Here is a 23,365-nt window from a genome sequence, read left to right as displayed (position 1 = left end):
TTCCTGATCCTGGAGCTTCTGCGGTTTTGTCTCCTGTGGGAGCGGGCGTTCGACCGCGAAAAGGCCGCTGCATGGGCATCGCGACGGAACCGTCGCTCCCACAGTAGCCCCCCGACCCGAAGCCTCTGCCGTCTCACCTCATGTGGGGTGATCGTTCGGCCGCTAATGGTGTCTCAGGCACCTTTTGTGCTTTGCAGACAAGCCCCGAATGCTGCATTGGCGGCGATGAGTGTTGGAGATGTGGGTATCGCAAACCCACGATCATCAATTGTGTTTTGCCTGAAAATCAGTAAGATATGCCGGGTTCCGGGTCGTTAGCTCAGTTGGTAGAGCAGTTGGCTTTTAACCAATTGGTCGCTGGTTCGAATCCAGCACGACCCACCATATTCAAAAGGGCTGCCTGCATGGCGGCCTTTTTTTGTGCTGCTTGATGGCAAATGGCTGCAAAAAGCTGAAATGCTTTCTGGGCTGCTGATGAAAGCGCGTCGGCTCCAGGCGTCCAATCAGACCGCCCTGCGAATCACCAGCTTTCCTTCCTTCTCGTATAGCTCCATGACCTCCGAGCCTTTCTTGATCAGGTGTTGTGCGGTTTGCGCCATCACTCTGCTGTCAAAGCGGTGGGCCGCTCCCGCATAGGATACCCAGCTTTTTTTCTGTGCCGGGTCCAGCTTTCTGCAGGCTACTAGGTAAGCGTGTTTCTGCTTGCTGTAAAGCAGGTAGCCGAGAAAGTGGCTGTGGCTGTTGTGGTGTCCACTACGGGGGTAAATGGGGACAAGATTGCGGAGCAATTGGCCGTTTTCCATGGGGCTCTCCTCTTTAGGCTTCTTTAAGCCTCTTTAAGGTTTCCAGGCCTGGAGACCGGCGGCGTTTGCCCCGGTCTTATGAAGCATATTCACTCGGTGGCAGAGCCGGAGCAATCCCCCAAAAGTTGACTGGTTAAAAGGACAGGTTTCCATTAACGGGGGCAGCTGCTCACGCTTTCAAAGCGGGGCAGGGCGGGGTCGCGATCGGGTTGCCACACGGGCAAGCCTGCCTGTTTGGCAATCCCGACCATGTCTGCGGTTCCCCGTCCTCCGGCAAACGCCACCAGCGCTTGAGGTCTTCCATGGTGAAGCATGCGCCGGTTACGCATGGGGCCCGCTGCTCGTCCATGGGCTTTCCAGTTGGCGGGATAACTCACCTGATCCATGCCGGACTCTCTGGCCCACTGGCTGGCCAGCCGATCGGCTCCGCTGGCATCACCATGAATCAGCAGACTGATCAGGCCTGCCCGTTTCAATCGTTCCAGGCTGTCGGTTACGCAGTGATCGTCACGGTAATCCCTGCCTCCACATACGAGAATGCGCATAATACTGCTCATATGATCAGTTTATGGATGAGTATAAGGCTATGCGCGCCTTGTTGCACCACTGTGATGAAACGATGGCAGGCAGATAACAGGCGTTGCGGAGGTCAAAGGGGGGCTTCACGGGCTGTTGACAGGTGGGCAGACTAAACTTGTACAAGTTATTTTTTCTGTACAGGTGGAAGGTGGAGTCGTCATGGAAACAGCAGAAAAGATCCCGGTAGGTATCAGTGCCTGTTTGCTGGGCATGGAGGTTCGTCACGATGGTGGCCACAAGCATTCCCGTTATTGCACCGGGGTGCTGGCCAATTACTTTACCTTTCGCTCCCTGTGTCCCGAGATGGGTTCAGGCCTGAGTACCCCACGCAAGGCGTTACGGTTGATTGAGCGTGGCGAGCAGCTGCGCATGGTGACCACCGATGGTTTACGCGATCACACTGATCTGATGGCGGATTTTGTCGAGCGTACTCTGCCGATGCTGGACAACCTGCGCGGTTTTATCCTGATGGCGAAATCCCCCAGTTGTGGCATGGAGCGGGTCAAGGTGTACCGCGAAGACGGTGAATTACTGCATCGCGATGCAGCTGGACTTTTTGCTGCCCGTTTGCAGGAGGCCTATCCACTCATGCCGGTGGAAGAGGCGGGCCGTCTCAACGATGACACCCTGCGTGAAAACTTTATCGAACGTGTTTTTCTCTATGACGACTGGTGCCAGATGCTGGCCAGTGGCCTGACACCACAACGTCTGATCGATTTCCACAGCCGCCACAAATTTCAGCTGCTGGCGCACTGTCAGCGCACTTACCGCCAGCTTGGCCCCCTGCTCAGTAATCTCAAGGCGCGCCCGCTGGATGCCATTGCCGATGACTATATTCATGCCGTTATGGCGACCATGAAGAAGCGGGTATCACGGGGCGCGCACGTGAATACCCTGCAGCATCTGGCGGGTTTCCTGCGCGAAGGCTTGAGCCAGGAAGACCGGTCGTTGATCAATGAACAGATCGATGCCTACCTGCGTGAGGATGTGCCGCTGGTGGTGCCCATGACCCTGTTGCGCGGAGCCCTGCGCAAGGTGGATCAGCCCTATGTGCAGGCGCAGCGTTACCTGAGCCCTTATCCGGATTCTTTGGGCCTGAGGAACCGCGTGTGACTGAACCGGTAGTGTCCATCATTCCCGAAGAAGGGGGGTACAGCATTCAGGCTGTCAGTGAGCGTTGCGGGGTTAACCCGGTGACGCTCAGAGCCTGGGAGCGTCGTTACGGCTTGCTGAAACCCTCGCGTACCGCAAAGGGCCATCGTCGCTATTCCGAAGCGCAGTTGCTAAGGGTGCAAGCGGTGGTGCAGTGGCTGGAAAAAGGGGTGCCGATCCGCCAGGTACAAGCCCTGCTCGATTCCGCTTCAGCAGGGACCGAGCCTACCCCGGAGCCCGTGTGGCAAAAGGCCCGCGAGCAGGCGTTGGAGGCGCTTGAGAGCCTCAACTTGCGTCGATTGGAGCAGCAGCTGAATGGTCTGATTGCCGATTATGGCCATGCCCGGGTTATTGCGGATTTCTCGGATCCACTGCGTGAGCAGCTGGCGTTATCTCCCTCCTTGTCACTGCAGTCTTCGCTGTTACACAGCCTGCTGATGCAAAAGTGGTCGGGCAAGGCGCTGTCCTTGTCCCCGGGGCGCAGACATTCCGGCTGGGTGCTGGTGCCGCTGGGTGATCCGCTGGCGGCGCTGGAGTTGGCCATGGTGCTCAATGCACCGCTTTGGTGTCTGGATCAACCTGTCGATGTGGATGCCCTGTGTCAGCGTTTTGCTTCGCAACCACGTTTTGGCGTCATCTGGATTGCTGATGCGCTGCCGGCGGCGGCTCAGCGTGCCCGCTGGCTGCCGGATGACAAGATGGAATTTCCGGCATTCATCTGGGGGCCTCTGGCGCAGCAGTTGGCGGCAGGTTCGCCTGGGTTAACGGTGCTGGAGGGTAACCGGGTGGAGATCGCAGAGACATTACAGCAGCACAACCTGGAGTCGCTTTCATGAATCTGGTCTGGTATCGCAATGATCTGCGAGCCCATGCGCACCGTGCCCTGCAAGAGGCGCTGTTGGCGGAAGGGCCGGTGATGGCAGTGTATTTTCTCTGCGACGCACAGTGGGATAACCACGGTGTGGCGCCGCTGCGCCGCTGGTATGTATTGCACAGCCTGCTGGAGTTGGGTGAACAACTGGCGGCCAAAGGCATTGCCCTGCATGTACTGGATGCCGGTGACTTCAGTCAGGTCTCCGTGCAGCTTGCCGAGCTGGTCCGCAAGCATGAGATCCGGCAAATTTTCTGCACTCGTGAATACCCGCTCAACGAACGTCGCCGTGATGAAGCGGTGGCGAAGGAAATGAAGCAACTGGGCGTAACGATTCGAGGCTTTGATGACAGCGTGCTGGTGCCACCGACCACGCTGCGAACGGGCAAAGGCACGCCTTACACCGTGTTCAGTGCGTTCAAAAAGCGTTGGGATGTGTGGCTGGAAGAGCATTTTTCCCTCCCCGGCCTGCCTGATCGGCAAACACCGGAGCCGGCAGAGTTTGTGGGTAAGAAGCAGGTGGATGCCGCCATTGGCAAGCTGCAAGTTTCGGCATCGTTGACCCGTATCTGGGAGCCGGGGGAGCAGGCTGCGGCCCGCCAATTGGAGCAATTTGTTAGCCGCCATCTGGCAGGCTACCGCCAATATCGTGATTACCCCTCACTGACCGCCACCAGCAGTCTGTCAGCAGCCCTGTCGGCAGGCACCCTGTCTCCGGCCAGCTGTTTTCATGCGGCACGGCAAGCCATGGCCGATGCTGGAGCCCGTGACGGGGCGGCCTGTTGGATTGGTGAACTGGCCTGGCGGGATTTTTACCGGCAGATCATGGCGCAGTACCCGCGCCTGAGTTGGGGCAAGGCGTTCCGGCCAGAAACTGACCTGTTGGAATGGGATAACGATAACGATCTGTTTGATGCCTGGTGTGAGGGCCGTACCGGTTACCCGCTGGTGGATGCGGCCATGCGACAGCTGGTCGCCACCGGCTGGATGCACAACCGTCTGCGCATGGTCACTGCCATGTTTCTTAGCAAGCATCTCTGGCAGGACTGGCGCAAAGGCGAAGATTTTTTCATGCGTCACCTCATCGACGGTGACTTCGCTGCCAACAATGGCGGTTGGCAATGGAGTGCCTCCACTGGCACCGATGCCGTGCCGTATTTCCGCGTGTTCAATCCCGTCCGACAGAGTCAGCGCTTCGATGCTGAGGGCAAGTTCATCGCCCATTGGGTGCCGGAACTGAAAACACTGGATAACAAGACCATCCACGAACCCTGGAAGCAGCCATTATTGGTGCCGGATTATCCCGCGCCCATCGTGCCTCATGCGGGCGTGCGAGAGCGAGTGACAGAATCCTTCAAGGGAGTCAAAGAGGCTTGGGATCATTTACAAGATCAGGTAAAGGGGGCAGAGGTATGAAACAGCGTATTGCGATTGTGGGTGCAGGAATCAGCGGGCTAACGGCTGCCTGGTATTTGTCCGAGCAACATGACGTAGAAGTGTTTGAAGCCGGAGACTACCTCGGCGGTCATACCTGTACGGTGCCGGTACAGCGAGACCACGGGCGCTATGCCATCGACATGGGCTTTATTGTTTTCAACGACCGTACCTATCCCAATTATCTGGCGCTATTGGATCAGCTTGGCCTGGCCGGCCAGCCAACGTCCATGGGATTTGCGGTGAGTGATCAGCGTAACGGGCTGGAATATTGTGGTGACGGTCTGGGCGGTGTGTTTGCTCGCAAGCGAAACTGGTTGAGCCCAACGCACTGGCGTTTCGTGCGGGAAATTTTGCGCTTCAACAAGGAAGCGCCAGCGTTGCTGGACGACCCGGAAGGAGACATGCCACTGGGTGAGTACCTGACCCGCCACGGTTATAGCGAGCGCTTTCGTCGAGACTATGTGCTCGCCATGGGCGGGGCAATCTGGTCCTGTTCGCTGGCTCAGATGGAAGCCTTTCCTGCGCGTTTCTTTATCCGCTTCTTCGATCACCACGGTTTATTGTCACTCACCAATCGCCCGCAGTGGTTTGTGGTACCCGGCGGCTCAAACCAGTATGTAAAGAAACTCGTCGAACAATGCCCAGCCACCTTCCATGCCGCTACCCCGGTCCAGTCAGTGACCCGGTATCCCGGCCATGTCACGGTGGTTGCAAAGGGAGAGGCCAGGGATTTCGATCAGGTGATTTTTGCCTGTCACAGCGATCAGGTGTTGCCGCTCCTAAAGGATGCGGATGAGCGCGAACGGCGCAGTCTTTCAAGGCTGGAATATCAGGACAACGAAGTGGTGCTGCACACCGATACCCGGTTGCTGCCTAAACGACAGCGAGTCTGGTCCAGTTGGAATGCCATGTTGATGAAAGACGATACCGATCGTGTACAGGTGACCTACAACATGAACATTCTGCAGGGCATCGATGCACCGGAAACGTTTTGCGTCACCCTGAATGCCAGTGACCGTATTGATCCTGCAACGATTCTTGAAACACGTCATTTCTCCCATCCGTTGTTCACCCCGGAGACGGAATTGGCCCGCGAGCAGCTACTCATGGACAACGGTAGCAATCGCACCTGGTTTGCGGGGGCATGGTGCCGTAATGGTTTCCATGAAGATGGAGTGGTGTCGGCCTTGAACGTGGTCGTAGCACTGAGTGGCAAGAGGCAGGCGGCATGATCAGCCGGGCGCTGGTCACCGGGCGGGTATGGCATCAGCGTCATGTGCCATTCTCGCACCGATTCGATTATCCGCTCTGGTTGGTGTGGTGCGATCTGGAGCAGATTCCTGAATTGTTGGCGGTGTCGCCCTGGTGGGGGCGGGCCTGGCGCCCGGTGGTATTTCGCGACCGGGACTTTGTCGATGGCAGTGATCAGCCCCTCTCCATCAAGGTAAGAGAGCAGGCCGCCGCTGCCGGGCTGAACTGGCAGCAGGGCAGGGTGTGCATGCTCGGCCAGTGGCGTACCTTCGGCACGCTGTTCAATCCGCTGGTGCTGTACCTGCATTTTCCTGAAGGCTCGGATCAGCCGGACAGCATGCTGGCTGAAGTGCAGAACACGCCCTGGAAGGAAAAGCATTTTTACGCCCTGCCTCTGGAACACGACGAGGAAGGCGCACTGGTGGTCGATCATGACAAGACATTCCACGTGTCGCCTTTCCTGCCGATGGCATTGCGTTATCACTGGCGTCTTCACGTTGCCTTTCCTGAATTGCGCCTAACCTTGAAAGACAAGAATCAGGATGAAGTAGTGTTTGCTGCGGGTCTGAACCTGACGCTACTGCATCCAGAAAAGGCACTCATGCGTAATGTATTAGTAAGGATGGGGGCGAGAGGGTTTGCCACTCTCAAGGGAATCTACTGGCAGGCATTCAAGCTATGGCGAAAGGGCGCCAGATTCCATCCGCATCCAGGACCACATAAAAGTACTCAGGAACATGGTGAAAGGAGAGGGTAATGCAGTCTGGTGAAAGTGCTCGCAACACTGCTGCCGTTAGCGATCAGGTCAGTGGCCTGGCAGGCATGGCGCGCCGGCTGGTGCTCAAACAACTTGAAGCCCTGCCGCATGGTACAGTTCGCATTGAAGAACCTGACGGCAACGTACTCAACCTGGGTTCCGGTAGTGAAGGCGGTGTAATCCAGCTACGTGACTGGCGTACCTATTCCATGATGATGAGTGGCGGTGCGCTGGGGGCAGCAGAAGCTTACATGGAAGGCGGTTGGGACAGCCCGGACCTGGTCGCGGTGATTCGTTATTTTGCGGCCAATATTCAAGCCATGCGGGCGTTGGAAGGGGGGCTGGCAAGACTCTCCAAACCTGCCCTCAAACTACTGCATCGCCACAACCGCAACTCCCTGCAAGGCTCACGCCGTAACATTTCTGCCCATTACGATCTGGGTAACGATTTCTTTGCGCTGTTCCTGGACCGTTCCATGATGTACTCCAGCGCGGTGTATCCGCGCCCGGATGCCGGTCTTGAAGAAGCGGCCACCCACAAGCTGGATCTGGTTTGTCAGCGGCTGGAGCTCAAACCCGGCATGGAGGTGCTGGAGATCGGCACCGGTTGGGGCGGCCTTGCGATTCATGCCGCAAAAAATTATGGCGTTAATGTCACCACAACCACCATTTCTCGTGAGCAAGCCCGTTACGCCCGTGAGGAAGTGGCGGCTGCCGGTCTGGATGAGCGTATCACCATTCTCGAGAAAGACTACCGCGAGCTGGAAGGACAATATGATCGTGTGGTGTCTATCGAGATGATTGAAGCGGTTGGCGCAGAATTCCTGCCCAGTTATTTCAAGGTGCTGGGGGAGCGATTGAAACCGGAAGGCAAACTGCTGTTGCAGGCCATCACGGTACCGGACCAGCGTTATGACTACGCCCGCAAGCAAGTGGATTTCATCAAGCGCTACATTTTTCCCGGCGGCTTCCTGCCCAGCGTTTCGGTAATGACCGAGCACTTCACCCGCCATACCGATCTGGTGGCCACCGAGCTCTACGATATCGGCCTGGATTACGCTCGCACGCTTCATCATTGGCGTGAGCGCTTTCTCGCGAAACTGCCCCAGATAAAAGCGCTTGGCTTCGATGAACGCTTCATTCGCATGTGGGATTACTACCTGTGCTACTGCGAAGGGGCGTTTCTGGAACGGGCGATCAGTACCGTGCATATTGTTGCCAACGGCCCCCTTTGGCGACCTGACGCGCGCTGAACATCCGTCTGATGCGTTTCGCCTCGTGGAAAGGAGAAAGATTCCTGCCCGGTGAGGCGAAACACAATATCTTCGGACTTCAGAAAAAACCTTCGTCCCTCAAGCGGAACTCCTGCAGCGTTGGCCAAACGCTGTCTTTATCTCTGTGGCACCCACCGGGTACGACCGTGATACGGCGCTGCATCATGGCGCGGCACATCGCGGCGGAACCGCCGCTCCCACAGGGGAGTCTTGCCCAAGGCCCCTGCAGTTTTCCAACTGTGGGAGCGGGCGTTCGACCGCGAAAAACCGATGCCCAGGCATCGCGGCGGAACCAGCTGCTCCCACAGGGGAATCCTTGCCCACGGCCTCTGTGGTTTCCCATGCAGGGAGCGGCTGGTTACGCTGCGAAAATAGGTGCGAATTGCGGCAACAGCGGAGGGCAGGGCAAGCGTCCCCGCCTGCAGTGTTGCCGGGCGTTATGGTTCTGACGTTTTCCACCATTGAAAACAGGGGTTTTCAGGCGCAGTTTTAGGAGAGAGGCGGTCGCTCCGGCCCGCTGTCAGTCCGAATTGGGTCGGGTTGTGGTATTATGCCCGCCTTATTTTTCGCCAGCTTTCCTTGTGTGGCGATAACCAATTGATATCCATCGATATTTTCTGGCGGTGAGAGCAATGACGGCAGAAGCGCAAGCGCTGGTACAGGCCCATCTGGCAAAGGTGGTGCAGGATGATTCGCTGAGTGATGAGCAGCGACTGGCCTATCGTGAACGTATCAAGGCATTGTTACGCGAACGTGACGCTGTGCTGGTGGCCCATTACTACACCGACCCCGAGATCCAGTCCCTGGCGGAAGAAACCGGTGGCTGCGTGTCTGATTCCCTGGAAATGGCCCGTTTTGGCAAGGAACATCCGGCGTCCACCCTGATTGTGGCCGGCGTCAAGTTCATGGGCGAAACCGCCAAGATTCTCAGCCCGGAAAAGCGTGTCTTCATGCCCACTCTGGAGGCGACCTGTTCTCTGGATATCGGTTGTCCTGAGCAGGAATTTTCTGACTTCTGTGACCAGCACCCGGATCGCACCGTGGTGGTGTATGCCAATACCTCAGCGGCGGTGAAGGCCCGTGCCGACTGGGTGGTAACCTCGTCTATCGCGGTGGAATTGATCGAGCATCTGGATCGCAACGGCGAAAAAATCCTCTGGGCCCCGGACAAGCACCTGGGCAGCTATGTGCGCGATAAAGCCGGTGCCGATGTGCTGTGCTGGGACGGTGCCTGTATCGTCCATGAAGAGTTCAAGGCCCAGGGTCTGCTGGACCTGAAAAAAGCCTACCCGGATGCCGCCGTACTGGTGCACCCGGAATCCCCTGCCTCGGTGGTAGAAATCGCCGACGTGGTCGGCTCCACCTCGCAGCTGATCAAAGCCGCCTGCGACATGGAGAACGACACCTTCATCGTGGCCACCGATAAAGGCATCTTCTACAAGATGCAGCAGCTGGCCCCGGAGAAGACTTTCCTGGAGGCTCCCACCGCCGGCTCCGGTGCCACCTGTCGCAGCTGCGCCCACTGCCCGTGGATGGCCATGAATGGCCTGCAGAACATGCTGGATGTGCTGGAAAGCGAAAACGGTATGGGCCAGGAAATCTTCGTCGACCCGACCCTGGCCGAAAAAGCCATGGTGCCGTTGAATCGTATGCTGGACTTCGGCAAGTCCCTCAAGGGCTAGACGAATTCCCTCCGGTCTTCTTCGTAGGGCGGAAAGGGTAATGCCATCTCCGCCGGGAATAGCTACGAGCTACGAGCTACGAGCTTCTAGCTACGACGCGGGATAGGCCAGATTGGAATTTCAGCCATCCATGGCCGCGCTTCATGCTTAAGAGCCGATGCGAATTCTTTCTTGTGTTTTCCTCGTAGCTCGCAGCTTGAAGCTCGAAGCTGTTTACCCCAAGCTTTCCGTTTACTCCTGACCGGGCTTTCCCATGGAATACCTCTCCGACCCCTGGCTCGCCGCCGCCTTGCTGGGCGCTGGCGTACTTGCCGGTTTTATCAATACCCTTGCCGGTGGTGGGGGGCTGCTGATTCTGCCGCTGCTGATGCTCTCTGGCATGAGTGCTGCCCTGGCCAACGGCACCATGCGGGTGGGGGTATTGATCCAGAGCATCGAGGCGGTGCGCCAGTTCAACAAGCGCGGCACCATGCCATTTGCCCCACTACCGGCGATCCTGGTGCCCTGCCTGCTGGGGACGCTTGTGGGTGCGTTGGCGGCGGCTTACCTGCCGGAAGCCATCCTCAAGCCTGTGCTGCTCACCACTCTGGTGGTGGTGGCCCTGATTATGGTGCTCAAACCCAACCAGATGACCCCGGGCCCCGAAGAGGTGCCGCTGCAGCCCAATGATTCCCTGCCGGCCTGGATTGGGCTGTTTTTTTCCGGGGTCTACGGTGGTTTTGTACAGGCGGGGGTCGGTTTTGTATTGATCGCCGTGCTGGTGGGGCAGATGCGTTATGACCTGCTGCGCGGCAATGCCCTGAAACTGGCCATTACCGGTAGCTTCACGGTGCTCGCCCTGGGCATCTTCGTGTGGCGCGACCAGGTCGCCTGGTTACCCGGCCTGCTGGTGGCTGCCGGCACCCTGGTTGGCGTACGCCTGGGCGTCGGCTTCGCCCACCGGGTCTCTCCCAAGGTGCTCAAGCGTATCCTGCTGGTGATGGTGCTGGCGGTGTGTCTGGCAGCGGCGATCAAGGGTTGAGAAGCAGCTTCGAGCTACTAGCTGCGAGCTACGAGGAAAAGAGAGGACAGACTGATTTTTCTTGTAGCTCGCAGCTAGTAGCTCGAAGCTTCATCAACCATCGCAACCGCGCCCCATGGGCGGTATACTCGGCGCTTTCCGATAGCCAGCCAAGAAACCGTTTTTCCTATGAACAGTGCTGAACTACGCCAGGCCTTTCTGGACTACTTTGCCAGCCAGGGACACACCAAGGTAGCGTCCTCCTCGTTGGTGCCTCACGACGATCCCACCCTGCTGTTTACCAATGCGGGGATGAACCAGTTCAAGGACGTGTTCCTGGGCCGTGAAAAGCGGGATTACACCCGTGCCACCAGCTCCCAGCGCTGCGTACGTGCGGGCGGCAAGCACAACGATCTGGAAAACGTGGGTTACACGGCTCGGCATCACACCTTCTTTGAAATGCTCGGCAACTTCAGCTTTGGCGACTATTTCAAGCGTGAAGCCATCAAGTTTGCCTGGGAATTTCTCACTGGCACCCTGGGGCTGCCGGAAGAGCGCCTGTGGGTGACGGTGCATGTGTCCGATGACGAAGCCGCCGACATCTGGCTGAAGGAAATGGGCGTGAGCGCCGAGCGCTTCTCCCGTCTGGATGAAGACAACTTCTGGCAGATGGGCGACACCGGCCCCTGTGGCCCCTGTTCTGAAATCTTCTACGACCACGGCGCAGATGTGCCCGGTGGTCCCCCTGGCTCCGAAAACGACGACCTGGATCGTTACATCGAAATCTGGAACCTGGTGTTCATGCAGTTTGATCGTCAGGAAGATGGCGAGCTCAAACCACTGCCCAAGCCCAGCGTAGATACCGGCATGGGGCTGGAGCGTATCGCCGCAGTATTGCAGGGCGTGCACTCCAACTACGAAATCGACCTGTTCCAGGCGCTGCTCAAGGCGGCCGCCAAGGCCACCGGATGCAACGATCTGGAAGAGAAGTCCTTGCGCGTGATCGCAGACCACATCCGCTCTTCCAGCTTCCTGATTTGCGACGGGGTGATCCCGTCCAATGAAGGCCGCGGCTACGTGCTGCGTCGCATCATTCGTCGCGCCCTGCGTCACGGTCACAAGCTGGGGCAGGACAAGCTGTTCTTCTCCACCCTGGTAAGCGCGCTGGTTGAACAGATGGGCGAAGCCTACCCGGAGCTGGCCCGTGAGCAAGTCCGTATCGAAAAAGCGCTGCTGTCGGAAGAAGAGCAATTCGGCCGCACCCTGGCCGCCGGCATGAAAGTGCTGGAAAGCGCCATTGAAGACATGGACGGCAAGGTGCTGTCTGGTGATGTGCTCTTTACCCTCTACGATACCCACGGTTTCCCGCCGGACCTCACCGCCGATGTGGCTCGTGAGCGCGATCTGGATGTGGACATGGCAGGCTTTGAAAAAGCCATGGAAGCCCAGCGCGAGCGCGCCCGTGGCGCGGGCAGCTTTGCCAACGACTACAGCGATCGCCTGAGCATCGACGCCATCACGGATTTCTCTGGCTATGAAAAACTGGCCGACGAAGCCGAGATTGTGGGTCTGTACCGGGACGGTGAAGCCGTGGACAGCCTCAACGCCGGTGAAGAAGGCATGGTGGTGCTGGCCAGCACCCCGTTCTATGCCGAGTCCGGTGGTCAGGTAGGGGATACCGGTTTCCTGGTGCTGGGCGATAGCCGCTTTGCAGTGGCCGACACCCGCAAGCGTCAGGCCGCCCATGTGCATTTGGGCAGCGTGGAAAGCGGTACGCTCAAGGCAGGCGACAAAGTGGCGGCCTATGTGGATGTGGAGCGTCGCAAAGCCATCATGCGCAACCACTCTGCCACTCACCTGATGCATGCCGCCCTGCGCGATGTGCTGGGTGACCACGTCCAGCAGAAAGGCTCACTGGTGGCGGCCGATTACCTGCGCTTCGATTTCTCCCACGGTGAAGCCGTGACAGAAGCCCAGCGCGAAGAGATTGAAACCATCGTCAATCGCCAGATCCTGGCCAATACCCCGGTATCCACCGACCTGATGGATATCGACGCCGCCCGTGAAGCCGGTGCCATGGCGCTGTTCGGTGAGAAATATGATGACCAGGTGCGCGTACTGACCATGGGCAGCGACGGCTTCTCCAAGGAACTGTGTGGCGGCACTCATGTCAGCCGTACCGGCGACATTGGCCTGTTCCGCATTACCCTGGAAGCCTCTGCAGCCGCAGGTGTGCGCCGTATCGAAGCCGTCACCGGTGAGAATGCACTGGCGGCCATGCGCAAGCAGGAACGCGCACTGAGCGACATCGCGGGCACGGTGAAAAGCACCCCGGACAACGCGGCAGAGCGCGTACGCAACCAGGCGCAGAAAGTACGCGAGCTGGAAAAAGAGATCGAACGCCTGAAGCAGAAACTGGCCAGCGGCGCGGGTAGCGACCTGTCCGATGCGGTTCAGGAGATCAACGGTGTGAAGGTGCTGGCCACAGCAGTGGACGGTGCCGATGGCAAGACCCTGCGGGTGACCATGGACAAGCTGAAAGACAAGCTGGGTTCGGCAATCATCCTGCTGGCAGCGGTGGAAGGTGACAAGGTGGCCCTGGTGGCCGGTGTCACCAAAGACCTGACCAGCCGTTTCAAGGCCGGCGACCTGCTCAAGCATGTAGCAGAACAGGTGGACGGACGCGGCGGCGGTCGACCGGATATGGCTCAGGGTGGTGGTAACAACCCTGCGGCGTTGCCGGGTGCGCTGGAAAGCGTGAAGGACTGGGTTGCAGGGCAGGGCTGACACGGCTTTCACCGTGATGCCGACATGACCGGGACACCCGCAACATGAAATCCGGGCGCGTTTCTGATAGAGTTACGCGCTCATTTTTTGCAGACAAAGCGACTTTATGGCCCTTATCGTGCAGAAATACGGCGGTACCTCGGTAGGTACAGTCGATCGCATCCAGGCCGTTGCCGAGAAGGTAGCAGGCTTCCATAAACAGGGTGACCAGGTAGTTGTGGTGGTGTCCGCCATGAGCGGTGAAACCAACCGCCTGATCGACCTGGCAAAGGGTGTCAGCGACAATCCGTCTCCCCGTGAGATGGACGTGCTGGTATCCACCGGTGAGCAGGTCACCATTGCCCTGCTGTCCATGGCGCTTCAGCGCCTGGGCCTCAACGCCCGTTCCTACACCGGCAGCCAGATTCCCCTGCGCACCGACAGCGCCCACTCCAAGGCGCGGATCGAAGAAATTGACGACAAGAAAATGCGTGCCGACCTGGATGGCGGCAGCATCGTGGTCGTGGCCGGTTTCCAGGGCGTCGATGCCAACGGCAACATCACCACCCTTGGCCGTGGCGGCTCCGATACCACCGCCGTGGCACTGGCTGCAGCCCTGAAAGCAGACGAGTGTCAGATTTATACCGATGTGGATGGCGTTTACACCACCGATCCCCGCGTGGTCGATACCGCCCGCCGTCTCGACAGCATTACCTTCGAGGAAATGCTCGAAATGGCCAGCCAGGGCTCCAAAGTCCTGCAGATCCGCTCCGTGGAATTCGCCGGCAAATACAATGTGCCGCTGCGTGTTTTGTCCAGCTTCCAGGATGGTCCTGGAACACTTATTACCGTCGACGACGAGGTTGATATGGAAAAGCCGGTAATCTCCGGAATTGCCTTTACCCGTGATGAAGCCAAGATCATCGTGCGTGGCGCCCCGGACACCCCGGGCATTGCCTACAAAATCCTCGGCCCGGTAAGTGCACAGAACATCGAAGTGGACATGATCGTGCAGAACGTGGGCAAAGATGGTGCGGCCGACTTTACCTTCACGGTTCACCGCAACGATTTCGCCCGCGCCCAGGAAGCCCTGCGCAACGCCTCCGATGATCTGGGTACTCCGGAAATCATTGGCGATGACAAGATTGCCAAGGTGTCTCTGGTGGGGGTAGGTATGCGCTCCCATGCAGGCGTCGCCGCCAAGATGTTTGAAACCCTCGCCAACGAAGGGGTGAACATCGAGATGATTTCCACCTCGGAAATCAAGGTGTCGGTTGTGATCGCCGAGAAGTATCTGGAGCTGGCGGTTCGCGCTCTGCACTCTGCGTTCGAATTGGATCAGCCGGTCGGCTGATCCCACAGGAGCCCGGCAATGCCGAGCAGCAGGGTATGACAGCTCTGTGAAATCGGCATTGGCTGGGTGTCCGTGGTACCTATGGGGCGACGACCGGTAGGTTCTTCCCCACCTGTTGACAAGACTTGAGAATTGGATTCAGGCATACTGGCCGCCCCGTATCAGGGGTGGGTAAATGGTCCCACGCCAAGGAATCGTCCCTGACGAACCCGATAGCCTCTGGTACGGATTGCGCTCACGGACAAAAAGGACCCCAGGAGGGATCATTATGCTTATTCTTACGCGTCGAGTTGGAGAGACCCTGATGGTCGGTGATGAAGTCACCGTCACTGTTCTGGGTGTAAAAGGTAACCAGGTTCGCATCGGTGTGAACGCGCCGAAAGAGGTTGCAGTACATCGGGAAGAGATTTATCAGCGAATTCAGCACGAAAAATCATCAGACAGTGAGTCTGCCTGATTTTTGGGCTGTATTTTCTCCGCAAAGTCGTTATCATGCGCGGCGAGTTAGGAAACAGCGCCAATCAAGAGCGTTCCATTTTCTGACTTGAGTAGTACCGCATTCCGGAGAGGTGGGTGAGTGGCTGAAACCAGTTCCCTGCTAAGGAACCATACGGGTTACCGTATCGCGGGTTCGAATCCCGCCCTCTCCGCCATATAAAGAAAAGCCCCGTAATTCAACGAGTTACGGGGCTTTTTCGTTTTGGATTTGTAGCAAGATTTTGTAGCAAAACAGCGATGGCAGGATTGATGGGCTGGGATGGGGGGGCAAAGCTCCGAAAAGCCTCCTGAATGGCCTCTAGTGCCCTTTCTGTTGTCTCCGCTTTACCTCCCCTGTCATGCTTTTAAAGGCCTTTCCTGTGCATCTCTAATCCGTACATGACGTTTCAGAACCCCGATATATCCAATTTGAATATGTGACTTTGGCCCGGCAGAATGTGTGAGCCTGTTCACGGAAGGTGGCGGGATTGCGATTTTGATAATACAAAGGGACTGAAATGAATTCTAAGTTGAAAGCTCTAGCTCTGATTTGTGGAACGACTGCTCTATATGCTTGCGGAGGAGGTGGCGGTAGCTCCTCTGGTGGAGGAAGCAATAACGATGGCGGTGAGGGAGGAAGTGGAGAGGCCCGTTCAGGGCAGTTCGTGGATTCTGCTGTGGCCAATATCGCTTACACAGCTTCTCCGTCTGGAACCACCGGTTTCACGGATGAAAACGGTTTCTTCGATTTTGAAAGTGGCGATACGGTGACTTTCTCTGTCCGGGGCGTTGATCTACCCCCTGTGCCAGCCACTGGTAAAGTTACTATCAATGATTTTGATAAAGTATCAACCTCCGATAGTGATGATCTTGGCCTGAATATCGCCATCCTTCTGCAATCCTTGGATAGTGATGGTGATGCCAGCAATGGCATCCAGATTCCTGATGAGACGGAAGAGACTGCTGAGAAGGCAGCTAATGTTGATTTCGATCAACCGGTTGGAGATTTTGTCAGCGACCCGAACACTGCTGGTGCAGTTGATAACGCACTGGTAACAGAAGCTGAGGCGAAAGCGCACCTTGATAGTCAGATGGAGGATTTGCTTCTGTCAGGCACTGGGGTTTGGCGCTTGTATGTGGTTGGTGAAGATCCCGGTATTCGGAACGTCACTTTTAATGATGACGGGACAATTAGCTTCACAAACGCCCAAGAGGGTGGTTGGTATAACCCTGTTGATGTTTCAGAAGAAAACACCACGGAAGGGTATACCGCAACAGCTAAAAGCCTGAAGTTCGAAAACAACCCCGATACATTTACCTTGGTTTATGAGGGTGTTGGCGAAGAAAATGGCGAAAAGTGGGATGTATTGGTTTTTGCCGAATCAGCCACAACCTTGATTTACATGGATAACCGCCCAACTGATTTGCATGATCTCGGCAATCTCTCTGCCGAGGCGGGTGATGATTGGAATCTGCTGATCGTCAATGATGAGGGATCTGGTGTTGTGAAAGAACCTATTGGTTTCCGTGAAAATGGTCAAACGGCACCGGGCGACTACGATACGACATGGGAAAATAATGTCGATGCAGCTGACTTCTTTAATGATGAGGAAGTTAGCAGTGTAGAAGACCCAATGCTTGGTGTATTGCGTGGCGGAAATGTAGGCGATGAAGCATACCTGCTACTCGTCTCTGGTGGTGATTTGTCGCTGTTGTATATCGCCGTTACCGAAGAGGCTGGTTTTGGAGAGCAGTATTCGCTCATGACTGAAAATGAAGGTCTTGCAGACTCTATTCTTAACGCAATGAACTAAATAGCTCTTCCCCCTATTGGCCCCTCTCTCCTGAGGGGCTTTTTTTGCCAAATTTCGACAAAATTTTATGTATTTTGTTGTTTATCTCTTTCTATTAGTTTGGAAAGACGCTGGTTAGGTGTTAAGACCATAACCCTGAATGTTAAAGCGTCTCGCTTTGCTCGCGGGGCGGAACCATTTCTGCCCTTGCGGGCAGAACTCTCCAATAACTCCCCCGGTTTTTCCGGTGAGCTACGGGTCAAATTTGGGAAGACCTCATGGGCTGGTTAAACCCATTCCTTGCTACGGCATTGGCAGACACTTGAACAGTTCAGCAAAAACTGTCTTGCCGGATTGTCTACAGCCTCTTTGCAGTGATTGACGTTAGTACGCAGCGCTACCTGAATATACTCATTCCAATGTGCTCTCTGGGTTCCCACGCCCAGATCTAAGCTAACTCATCCATACACGGCTATTGGCAAAACCCCTTGTAACCGCTGAGAATAAAACCATAGAAGAAACTCCCAAAACATCTGTTAAAATCCAAAAGCTTCTTGGATATAGTGAGAAAAATTATTTTTTTAAAGGTTTGTTTTTGGCAGGACTTGAAATACAAAAAATGAGTGATAATCTTTTTTGTATGGTGTCAGTCCTACCACAGACCTTCTTCTCACCATACCAAGAGTCGCAACTAAGCGGCTCTTTTTTATTCCTATTAAAAAATGTTTTCATATTTTTTAATTTTGTCAAATTATTTCTTCTTGAATATCAACTATTGTTTACCACATTTTTTACCACATTGAGCCAACGCGAAATGTTTTGTATGTGGTTTACCACATTTTACTACTGCTCGCACAGTCACAAATTTATATTTTCCAATTTTCATTGGTATGGAATGTGGTAAATAATGTGGCAAATAAAAATATTTTCAAAGAGGAGAAGAAAAACAAAACTGAAAATTAAAATCCGGGTGGTTTTAGCCTTGGCGCAAGACTATTGCGGCGGCGCTTTCTTTCTTCTTCGTCTGGAAATTCAAATCCAGCCCTTTCAAGATCCTGCTCAGTTCTTTCAATCCTGTTGAGGGTTGAGTTAATCCTTTTGTCGTTTTCTTCTTCCACGTATTTCAAGAGCCTTTTGCATTGATCCACATAAGTATCAATTTTTGAAAGTAAGTATTCGCTTGCTTCAGATAATTCTTCTTCTTTTTCTTCTATCTCTCGCTTTTTCAGCGACATTTCAAGTTTAAGCTCATTAAATCCAGATTTGTTGTATTTCTCCTTCCACAGTTGAGCAATCTTGATTTCTTTCCTTGCCTTCTTTCTTGCTTCAATAATTGTTTTTTCTTCATTTTCGGCCTGTTTTTTTCTTGCTAACCAAAGTGGATCATCACGGCCTTGGCTCAATGCTTCATAATTTTTATTATCAACCTTCAAGACCTCTAGCATGTAGTCATTAAACGCCTGTTTTGACGCATATACGGACTTTTTTTGCGTCAACCCCTTGTGATACTTACCTTCCACGATATTGCCGACAAGGACGTGAATATGGTTGTTTTTGCTCTTGGTAGGTTCTTCATGGAAAACAACCCCAGTCACATCCCAGAGTTTTTGCGGGTCAATCCCGTTTTCGTTGGCTATCGCCTTCACTGCCCTTGCCGCTATTCCTACCCACTGCTTTTGCGTGGGTTGTGGAATATCTTTCGGCAGTGCGAAAACGTAGCTTTGCGCGTAGTTTGTCACCCCTCCACCACTAAGCCCTGCTCTACGTCTCTCCGCTTGTCTCAGCGAATGCTCCGCGAGCATGTTGCGCGTGGCTTGTCTGGGGTCTTTCAGTGGGTGGATGTTTGTTGCAGCGCGGGAGGGCTCGTTTGCGCTCAGGAGATAGCGTGTGTAGCGAATCAGACCTTGGTCTTTCTTCTTCACCGCTTTCACCTTCACCGTCCAATTTTTCATAATAATTTTTATTTTAAAAATTATCACAAAAAATCGGACTTGCAACTTCGCCCATGGTTTCGCTTTGCCCGCAGGATCGATCAACTTCGATTTCAAGATAGGGGCTTTACTCCGTAAACCAGCGCTTCGCTCCCTACTTGCTCAGGTGCTACGCCCCCGAGACCCCCAAAATAAAAAGACAAAATCAAAGGATTTTCAGGGTCGATATTGCTTTGAGCTTTTGTTTGGCATTAGGCCCTGCACTGTAAACGTCAAACGTAATCGTCCCGGTCTCATGCCCTACGATTGAAGCAATCGTTAAGCCGGGCATGTCGTTATTTTGCAGTAGGGTGATAAAGGATTTCCGCAGGCTATGGAAAACGTGTTCTTCCCCATAGCCCAAAGACTTTTTCAGTCTGCCGAATTGCTTACTCAGCGAATCAGATCGCTTGCCGTACTTGTTCTTGCCTGACGCCGGAAGCAAAAACTCTCCTTCCGCTTCTTTCGCCAGACGCTTCAATAAAGACTTTAAATCTTTATGGACTGGAACAACCCTCTCAGCATTACGAGTCTTGCCGTCTCTAATGAATAAACACTGAACCCCGTCCTCAGTCACAATATCGCCAGTTTTCAACTGGCAAAGCTCTTCAATCCTTGCCCCCGTATATGCGCCCAAAACAATCAGATCTGCCAGCGCCTGGCGGCGCGGCAAGGCTTGGGCAGATTCGTGGAGTCTCTGAATATCAGCCACAGTGAAGGCTTTTCGCTCTTTCTTACGAACGCCCCTCACTTCCTCAAAGTCGTGGTTCTCGAAAGGGTTAGCTTGCTCCTGATGCTGTTGCTTGAACGTCTTGTCTTTCTTAATCGCCCATTTCCAAAAGCTGTTACCAGCAAACAAGTGCTGCTTTTTCGTTTTGGTGGCGCAGTCCAGCGTATCAAGATACGTTTCAACACCTTCGTGGTTCAGCTCTCTCTGGTTTTCTTCGAGCCACGCTTTTAGCTTTTTGAGTCTACTTAACTGCGTATCTACGGTTTTGGCCACCACTCCCCTACGGCGTTGGTAGTCCTCAAAGTCATTGAGGCGGGTAATCGTAATAGGGGACTTGGAACGGTAGTGGCTTGGGTCTTTCAGTATCTGGGTGACTTCCTGTTGATTCACAGGGTTGATGGCTGTCACCACCTGCCCTTGCAGTAGCTCTATTAGCTCTTTCTGGAAACCTACCCAATCAGCAATATCACCGCCTTGGTATTTCTGCACCAGCGGCAATACAGCTTCATAGTCCAGCCCGAATGAATCCAGCTCCTTCACCAGCTCAAAACTGGCCTCATTCGCTTCTTTCGTCTTTCCGAGTGCAGAGAGCCGCACAGATTCATTTAAGTACGTCTCAATAGCCTGAGAGGCCAAATATGCCCCCTCTCGCTGTTTTTCTGCCATGTCAGGGGTCAAACCCCTTGCCTCAGCTATTGCGTCCCGCCATGCGTTTAAAAACGGCAATTTCAGACGTTGTGCTTCTTGCTTCGAGCCTGTTTTGAGACTTGCAGTGTATTCCCTGCGATTCAGTACAGGGCGAACGTCAGCAGGGACGGAGAGACGAACGTACCAGTTACCGCCCCTAAGGATGAGGTTATCGCTTGCCATAACTGTTCAATTTTTAGCCGGGTTTGGCCAAATTGTAGCAGCGGTGAGACTCATTTTGTATCAAGAATTTGTAGCAAACCGGCTTTTAAGCCATTGAAAATAAAGAAAAACAAACACTTAACCCACAAATATAGAAAGTCCCGCCCTCTCCGCCATATTTCGAAAACGCCCCGCACTGCGGGGCGTTTTCGTTTCTGCAGCCCATAAAATCCCTCTCCGCTTTTGTAGGAGCCAAGCTTGCCAGAGCGAACCGGGCAACAAGGGTTTCTGGTTTTGCCTTTCGAAACTCGCTTCTCGTCACTCGTTACTCAGCAATGCCCCCGGCGGACTGCCCGACACCTAAACGAAGGGAAGTACGAGCCCTTCGAACGGAACTGCGCCCTGTACGGAGTTGTTAATTCTCCTAAAATATCCGTCGTCGCAGGAACCCCACCTGCACAGCATCATCAAATTGCCACTCACCAACGGAGAACACCCTTGCCCCTGGCCCTGCAGTCCCTGTCAGATTCGCTTTACCGCGTTCGTCACCTGTGGGCGGTGGTCAGCTTTGCGCTTGGCCTGGGCAGCTACTTTCTGGTGGAGCGACAGCCGTGGCTGGCGGCAGTACTTACCGGGTTTCTTGTGTTCAGCTGGTTGCTGTTGCTGACCGAAGGCCTGTGGCAGCAGAAGGTTGCCGGCACGGCAATGGAAGGGGTTTCCCAAGGGTTGTTGAAGTTGATGCTGCAGGCAGTGCATCAGGAAGCGTTCTTCTTCAGTTTGCCTTTTGTATTACTGCAATGGTCGGGTGGGGCGGAATACATTCTCTTCACCACGCTGGTGATCAGCGCGGCCTTGATGAGCATCATCGATCCGATTTATTTCTGGCTGGCGCGGCATCGGGCGCTCTACTTTGGCTTTCATGCCTGGGCGCTGTTCGTCGCCTTACTGGTGTTACTGCCGCTACTGTTTCACTGGAAAACCGACACGGCACTGACCTGGGCAGGCTGGCTAACGGCGCTGTTTGCCTTGCCCAGTTTCTGGCGTTTTGGTGGCCCACGAAAATGGTTTCGCTGGGCGGGCCTTGTGGCGGTGTCGGTGGTGATTGCATTGTCTCCCCGCTGGCTGGCTCCGCTGGTGCCACCACTGACATTGTCACTGGAAGAGCGAGCCATGGCACTGTCCTTTAATCGTGCCCAGCGCAAGCCGCTAGTGACCGGCGAAGTCTTTACCAGTGAGGAAGTGAAAGAAGGGCTCTATGCCTACACCGCCATCAAGGCTCCGCTGGGGTTAGGCCAGCAGGTGTATCACTACTGGTTTCATGATGGCGAGCAGGTCGACCGTATTCCCCTCAAGGTGTACGGCGGTCGTGAATCCGGTTTCCGCACCTGGTCTCACAAACGCCACATCCCGGTCCCTTCGCAGGGGCGTTGGCGGGTTGAGGTTCGTACGGAAGACAATCAGATCATTGGTGTGGTGCGGTTTTATATTACGCCGGGCGTCTGAGGATAAACGCCAAACGCAGAAGACAAACCCGCCACTAAGCGGCTGTAGGGAACGCCATTGATTCGTTTTGCTCGGTGAGGCGCGATTTGCGGTGATGGTGGTTCCCACCTGGGTGGCTCGGCATCTGCTGATATGCCATAGCACTATGATAGGTGCGTGTCCTCGCCGGACGGGCCCAAAGGGGGAACTGGCTCCCCCTCTGGACTCCTCGCCACCCCGACTCCGTTCGGCCTGCTCCGCAGGCACACTCCGGTACTCGCCCTGTGACGGACGCAAAAAAGACTCGCTCCCCTCAGCCAGGTTTTTTGCTCTACGCCGTCACAGGGGTCCGTTCCTCGACTCACTCTAACGGGGAAGGAGCGGTGCGGATGGCATTGGCGTACTTTATTCGCGCAAACGCAGAAGGTTGCTGTAGGAACGTAGCGCAGCGGAGTAACGCACGGAGTGCGGCCCCGAAGGGGTGAGCGAAGTGAATAACGCCACTTGAGGCGCGAAATCTGCGGTGATCGTGGTTCCCACTTTTCCGGCCTGGCATCCACTTTCAGGTCATCGCACCAAACAAGCGTGCGTGTCCTCGCCGGACAGCCATCCTTCCCCCGGCCGTGGCACAGGCAACCAATCCGTGCCAGAATCAGATGACACGAGAACGAGACATGTCATCCATGAATCTCAAGAAAATTGAAGACGAAGCGCTTCATCTTTCCAAAGAGGAGCGGGCCCAATTGGTTCAGCGGCTGGTATTGAGCCTGGAGTCTCCGTCAAGCGAAGAACTCAGGTCCGATTGGCTGCAAGAGGCCCGGCACCGGGCTGAAGAACTCGACAGTGGTGCTGTGCAGGCTGTGCCCGCAGAAGATGTGATGAGTAAGGCCCGCTCCCTACTCAAATGACTTATTCCTTTCACCCGGCAGCGGAAGCCGAATTTCTGGAATCAGTGGGTTATTACGAGTCACAGGTGTCGGGATTAGGCAGGGCTTTGATAGAGGAGTTTGAAGCACTGGCCAATCTGATTGGCGAGTCCCCGAAAATCTGGCAGGTTCAGCTAAAGCCGGATATCCGCAGAGCCCAACTTCATCGGTTTCCGCTATCCATCGTTTATCGAGAGAAACCTGACGGTTTT

Annotated in this window: 18 protein-coding genes and 2 tRNA genes; 16 read left to right on the top strand and 4 right to left on the bottom strand. The window is 55.1% G+C overall.

Translation table 11 applies throughout. The features are described from left to right. Positions 1-308 precede the first annotated feature (308 nt). Positions 309-384: transfer RNA gene (locus Y5S_RS02100), tRNA-Lys, on the top strand. 119 nt (positions 385-503) lie between these two features. On the opposite strand, the gene Y5S_RS02095 is transcribed toward Y5S_RS02100, so the two are convergent. Both Y5S_RS02095 and Y5S_RS02090 read right to left on the bottom strand, forming a co-directional pair. After that, positions 504-803 (bottom strand): hypothetical protein, encoded by a 300-nt coding sequence (locus Y5S_RS02095; RefSeq protein ID WP_035229893.1) that lies wholly within the window; start codon positions 801-803, stop codon positions 504-506. 152 nt (positions 804-955) lie between these two features. Beyond that, positions 956-1,348, bottom strand: coding sequence for a DUF2493 domain-containing protein (locus Y5S_RS02090; protein WP_052041341.1), 393 nt, complete (start codon positions 1,346-1,348; stop codon positions 956-958). 193 nt (positions 1,349-1,541) lie between these two features. On the opposite strand from Y5S_RS02090, the gene Y5S_RS02085 reads away from it, so the two are divergent. From Y5S_RS02085 to Y5S_RS19070, 13 genes are all read left to right on the top strand, one after another. Beyond that, positions 1,542-2,495: a YbgA family protein gene (locus Y5S_RS02085; protein ID WP_035229890.1), complete on the top strand. Its 954-nt coding sequence runs from the start codon at positions 1,542-1,544 to the stop codon at positions 2,493-2,495. Next, on the top strand, positions 2,492-3,370 hold the full coding sequence (locus Y5S_RS19075; RefSeq protein WP_052041330.1) for a MerR family transcriptional regulator: 879 nt from the start codon (positions 2,492-2,494) through the stop codon (positions 3,368-3,370). Before Y5S_RS02085 ends, Y5S_RS19075 begins: the two co-directional genes overlap by 4 nt. Further along, on the top strand, positions 3,367-4,821 hold the full coding sequence (locus Y5S_RS02075; RefSeq protein WP_035229888.1) for a cryptochrome/photolyase family protein: 1,455 nt from the start codon (positions 3,367-3,369) through the stop codon (positions 4,819-4,821). The genes Y5S_RS19075 and Y5S_RS02075 overlap by 4 nt, the downstream gene beginning before the upstream one ends. Beyond that, positions 4,818-6,074, top strand: a complete 1,257-nt coding sequence (locus tag Y5S_RS02070; RefSeq protein ID WP_035229887.1) for an NAD(P)/FAD-dependent oxidoreductase — start codon at positions 4,818-4,820, stop codon at positions 6,072-6,074. The genes Y5S_RS02075 and Y5S_RS02070 overlap by 4 nt, the downstream gene beginning before the upstream one ends. Then, entirely contained in the window at positions 6,071-6,850 is a 780-nt protein-coding gene (locus Y5S_RS02065) for a DUF1365 domain-containing protein (RefSeq protein WP_035229884.1), read from the top strand. Before Y5S_RS02070 ends, Y5S_RS02065 begins: the two co-directional genes overlap by 4 nt. After that, entirely contained in the window at positions 6,850-8,103 is a 1,254-nt protein-coding gene (locus Y5S_RS02060) for an SAM-dependent methyltransferase (RefSeq protein WP_035229880.1), read from the top strand. The genes Y5S_RS02065 and Y5S_RS02060 overlap by 1 nt, the downstream gene beginning before the upstream one ends. 653 nt (positions 8,104-8,756) lie before the next feature. Beyond that, a complete protein-coding gene (gene nadA / locus Y5S_RS02055) occupies positions 8,757-9,806 on the top strand; it encodes a quinolinate synthase NadA (protein WP_035229878.1) in 1,050 nt (349 codons plus the stop codon). A 253-nt stretch (positions 9,807-10,059) separates the two neighbouring features. Continuing rightward, the gene (locus Y5S_RS02050) at positions 10,060-10,827 is read left to right on the top strand and encodes a sulfite exporter TauE/SafE family protein (protein ID WP_035229876.1); all 768 of its coding nucleotides are present in this window, start codon (positions 10,060-10,062) and stop codon (positions 10,825-10,827) included. 168 nt (positions 10,828-10,995) lie between these two features. Next, positions 10,996-13,593: an alanine--tRNA ligase gene (alaS, locus tag Y5S_RS02045; protein WP_035229875.1), complete on the top strand. Its 2,598-nt coding sequence runs from the start codon at positions 10,996-10,998 to the stop codon at positions 13,591-13,593. Between the two features lie 106 nt (positions 13,594-13,699). After that, a complete protein-coding gene (locus tag Y5S_RS02040) occupies positions 13,700-14,926 on the top strand; it encodes an aspartate kinase (RefSeq protein WP_035229873.1) in 1,227 nt (408 codons plus the stop codon). A 268-nt stretch (positions 14,927-15,194) separates the two neighbouring features. Continuing rightward, positions 15,195-15,383 carry a carbon storage regulator CsrA gene (csrA, locus tag Y5S_RS02035; RefSeq protein ID WP_035229872.1) on the top strand — a complete coding sequence of 63 codons (189 nt, stop codon included), beginning with the start codon at positions 15,195-15,197 and terminating at the stop codon, positions 15,381-15,383. A 106-nt stretch (positions 15,384-15,489) separates the two neighbouring features. After that, positions 15,490-15,579 (top strand) — tRNA-Ser (locus Y5S_RS02030). Between the two features lie 342 nt (positions 15,580-15,921). Beyond that, entirely contained in the window at positions 15,922-17,217 is a 1,296-nt protein-coding gene (locus Y5S_RS19070) for a hypothetical protein (RefSeq protein WP_156107532.1), read from the top strand. 938 nt (positions 17,218-18,155) lie between these two features. Here Y5S_RS19070 and Y5S_RS02020 read toward each other — a convergent pair. Together Y5S_RS02020 and Y5S_RS02015 are read right to left on the bottom strand one after the other, a co-directional pair. After that, positions 18,156-19,232: a hypothetical protein gene (locus Y5S_RS02020; protein ID WP_197055071.1), complete on the bottom strand. Its 1,077-nt coding sequence runs from the start codon at positions 19,230-19,232 to the stop codon at positions 18,156-18,158. 100 nt (positions 19,233-19,332) lie between these two features. Further along, a complete protein-coding gene (locus Y5S_RS02015) occupies positions 19,333-20,766 on the bottom strand; it encodes a site-specific integrase (protein ID WP_035229867.1) in 1,434 nt (477 codons plus the stop codon). A gap of 477 nt (positions 20,767-21,243) precedes the next feature. On the opposite strand from Y5S_RS02015, the gene Y5S_RS02010 reads away from it, so the two are divergent. Next, positions 21,244-22,248 (top strand): DUF5924 family protein, encoded by a 1,005-nt coding sequence (locus Y5S_RS02010; protein ID WP_052041328.1) that lies wholly within the window; start codon positions 21,244-21,246, stop codon positions 22,246-22,248. A 653-nt stretch (positions 22,249-22,901) separates the two neighbouring features. Further along, positions 22,902-23,135 (top strand): addiction module protein, encoded by a 234-nt coding sequence (locus tag Y5S_RS02005; protein WP_197055070.1) that lies wholly within the window; start codon positions 22,902-22,904, stop codon positions 23,133-23,135. The last annotated feature ends 230 nt before the right edge of the window (positions 23,136-23,365 follow it).

The sequence above is a fragment of the Alcanivorax nanhaiticus genome (assembly GCF_000756665.1).
GTDB lineage: Bacteria > Pseudomonadota > Gammaproteobacteria > Pseudomonadales > Alcanivoracaceae > Alcanivorax > Alcanivorax nanhaiticus.
The sequence above is the reverse complement of the archived record's forward strand: the minus strand, read 5'-3'. Positions and strand labels throughout refer to the sequence as shown.

What these genes read in the sequence shown, in the direction of transcription:
- Y5S_RS02095 (WP_035229893.1), bottom strand. Translation starts at nt 803, where the DNA reads ATGGAAAACGGCCAATTGCTCCGCAATCTTGTCCCCATTTACCCCCGT.
- Y5S_RS02090 (WP_052041341.1), bottom strand. Translation starts at nt 1,348, where the DNA reads ATGCGCATTCTCGTATGTGGAGGCAGGGATTACCGTGACGATCACTGC.
- Y5S_RS02085 (WP_035229890.1), top strand. Translation starts at nt 1,542, where the DNA reads ATGGAAACAGCAGAAAAGATCCCGGTAGGTATCAGTGCCTGTTTGCTG.
- Y5S_RS02075 (WP_035229888.1), top strand. Translation starts at nt 3,367, where the DNA reads ATGAATCTGGTCTGGTATCGCAATGATCTGCGAGCCCATGCGCACCGT.
- Y5S_RS02070 (WP_035229887.1), top strand. Translation starts at nt 4,818, where the DNA reads ATGAAACAGCGTATTGCGATTGTGGGTGCAGGAATCAGCGGGCTAACG.
- Y5S_RS02065 (WP_035229884.1), top strand. Translation starts at nt 6,071, where the DNA reads ATGATCAGCCGGGCGCTGGTCACCGGGCGGGTATGGCATCAGCGTCAT.
- Y5S_RS02060 (WP_035229880.1), top strand. Translation starts at nt 6,850, where the DNA reads ATGCAGTCTGGTGAAAGTGCTCGCAACACTGCTGCCGTTAGCGATCAG.
- nadA (WP_035229878.1), top strand. Translation starts at nt 8,757, where the DNA reads ATGACGGCAGAAGCGCAAGCGCTGGTACAGGCCCATCTGGCAAAGGTG.
- Y5S_RS02050 (WP_035229876.1), top strand. Translation starts at nt 10,060, where the DNA reads ATGGAATACCTCTCCGACCCCTGGCTCGCCGCCGCCTTGCTGGGCGCT.
- alaS (WP_035229875.1), top strand. Translation starts at nt 10,996, where the DNA reads ATGAACAGTGCTGAACTACGCCAGGCCTTTCTGGACTACTTTGCCAGC.
- Y5S_RS02040 (WP_035229873.1), top strand. Translation starts at nt 13,700, where the DNA reads ATGGCCCTTATCGTGCAGAAATACGGCGGTACCTCGGTAGGTACAGTC.
- csrA (WP_035229872.1), top strand. Translation starts at nt 15,195, where the DNA reads ATGCTTATTCTTACGCGTCGAGTTGGAGAGACCCTGATGGTCGGTGAT.
- Y5S_RS19070 (WP_156107532.1), top strand. Translation starts at nt 15,922, where the DNA reads ATGAATTCTAAGTTGAAAGCTCTAGCTCTGATTTGTGGAACGACTGCT.
- Y5S_RS02015 (WP_035229867.1), bottom strand. Translation starts at nt 20,766, where the DNA reads ATGGCAAGCGATAACCTCATCCTTAGGGGCGGTAACTGGTACGTTCGT.
- Y5S_RS02005 (WP_197055070.1), top strand. Translation starts at nt 22,902, where the DNA reads ATGTCATCCATGAATCTCAAGAAAATTGAAGACGAAGCGCTTCATCTT.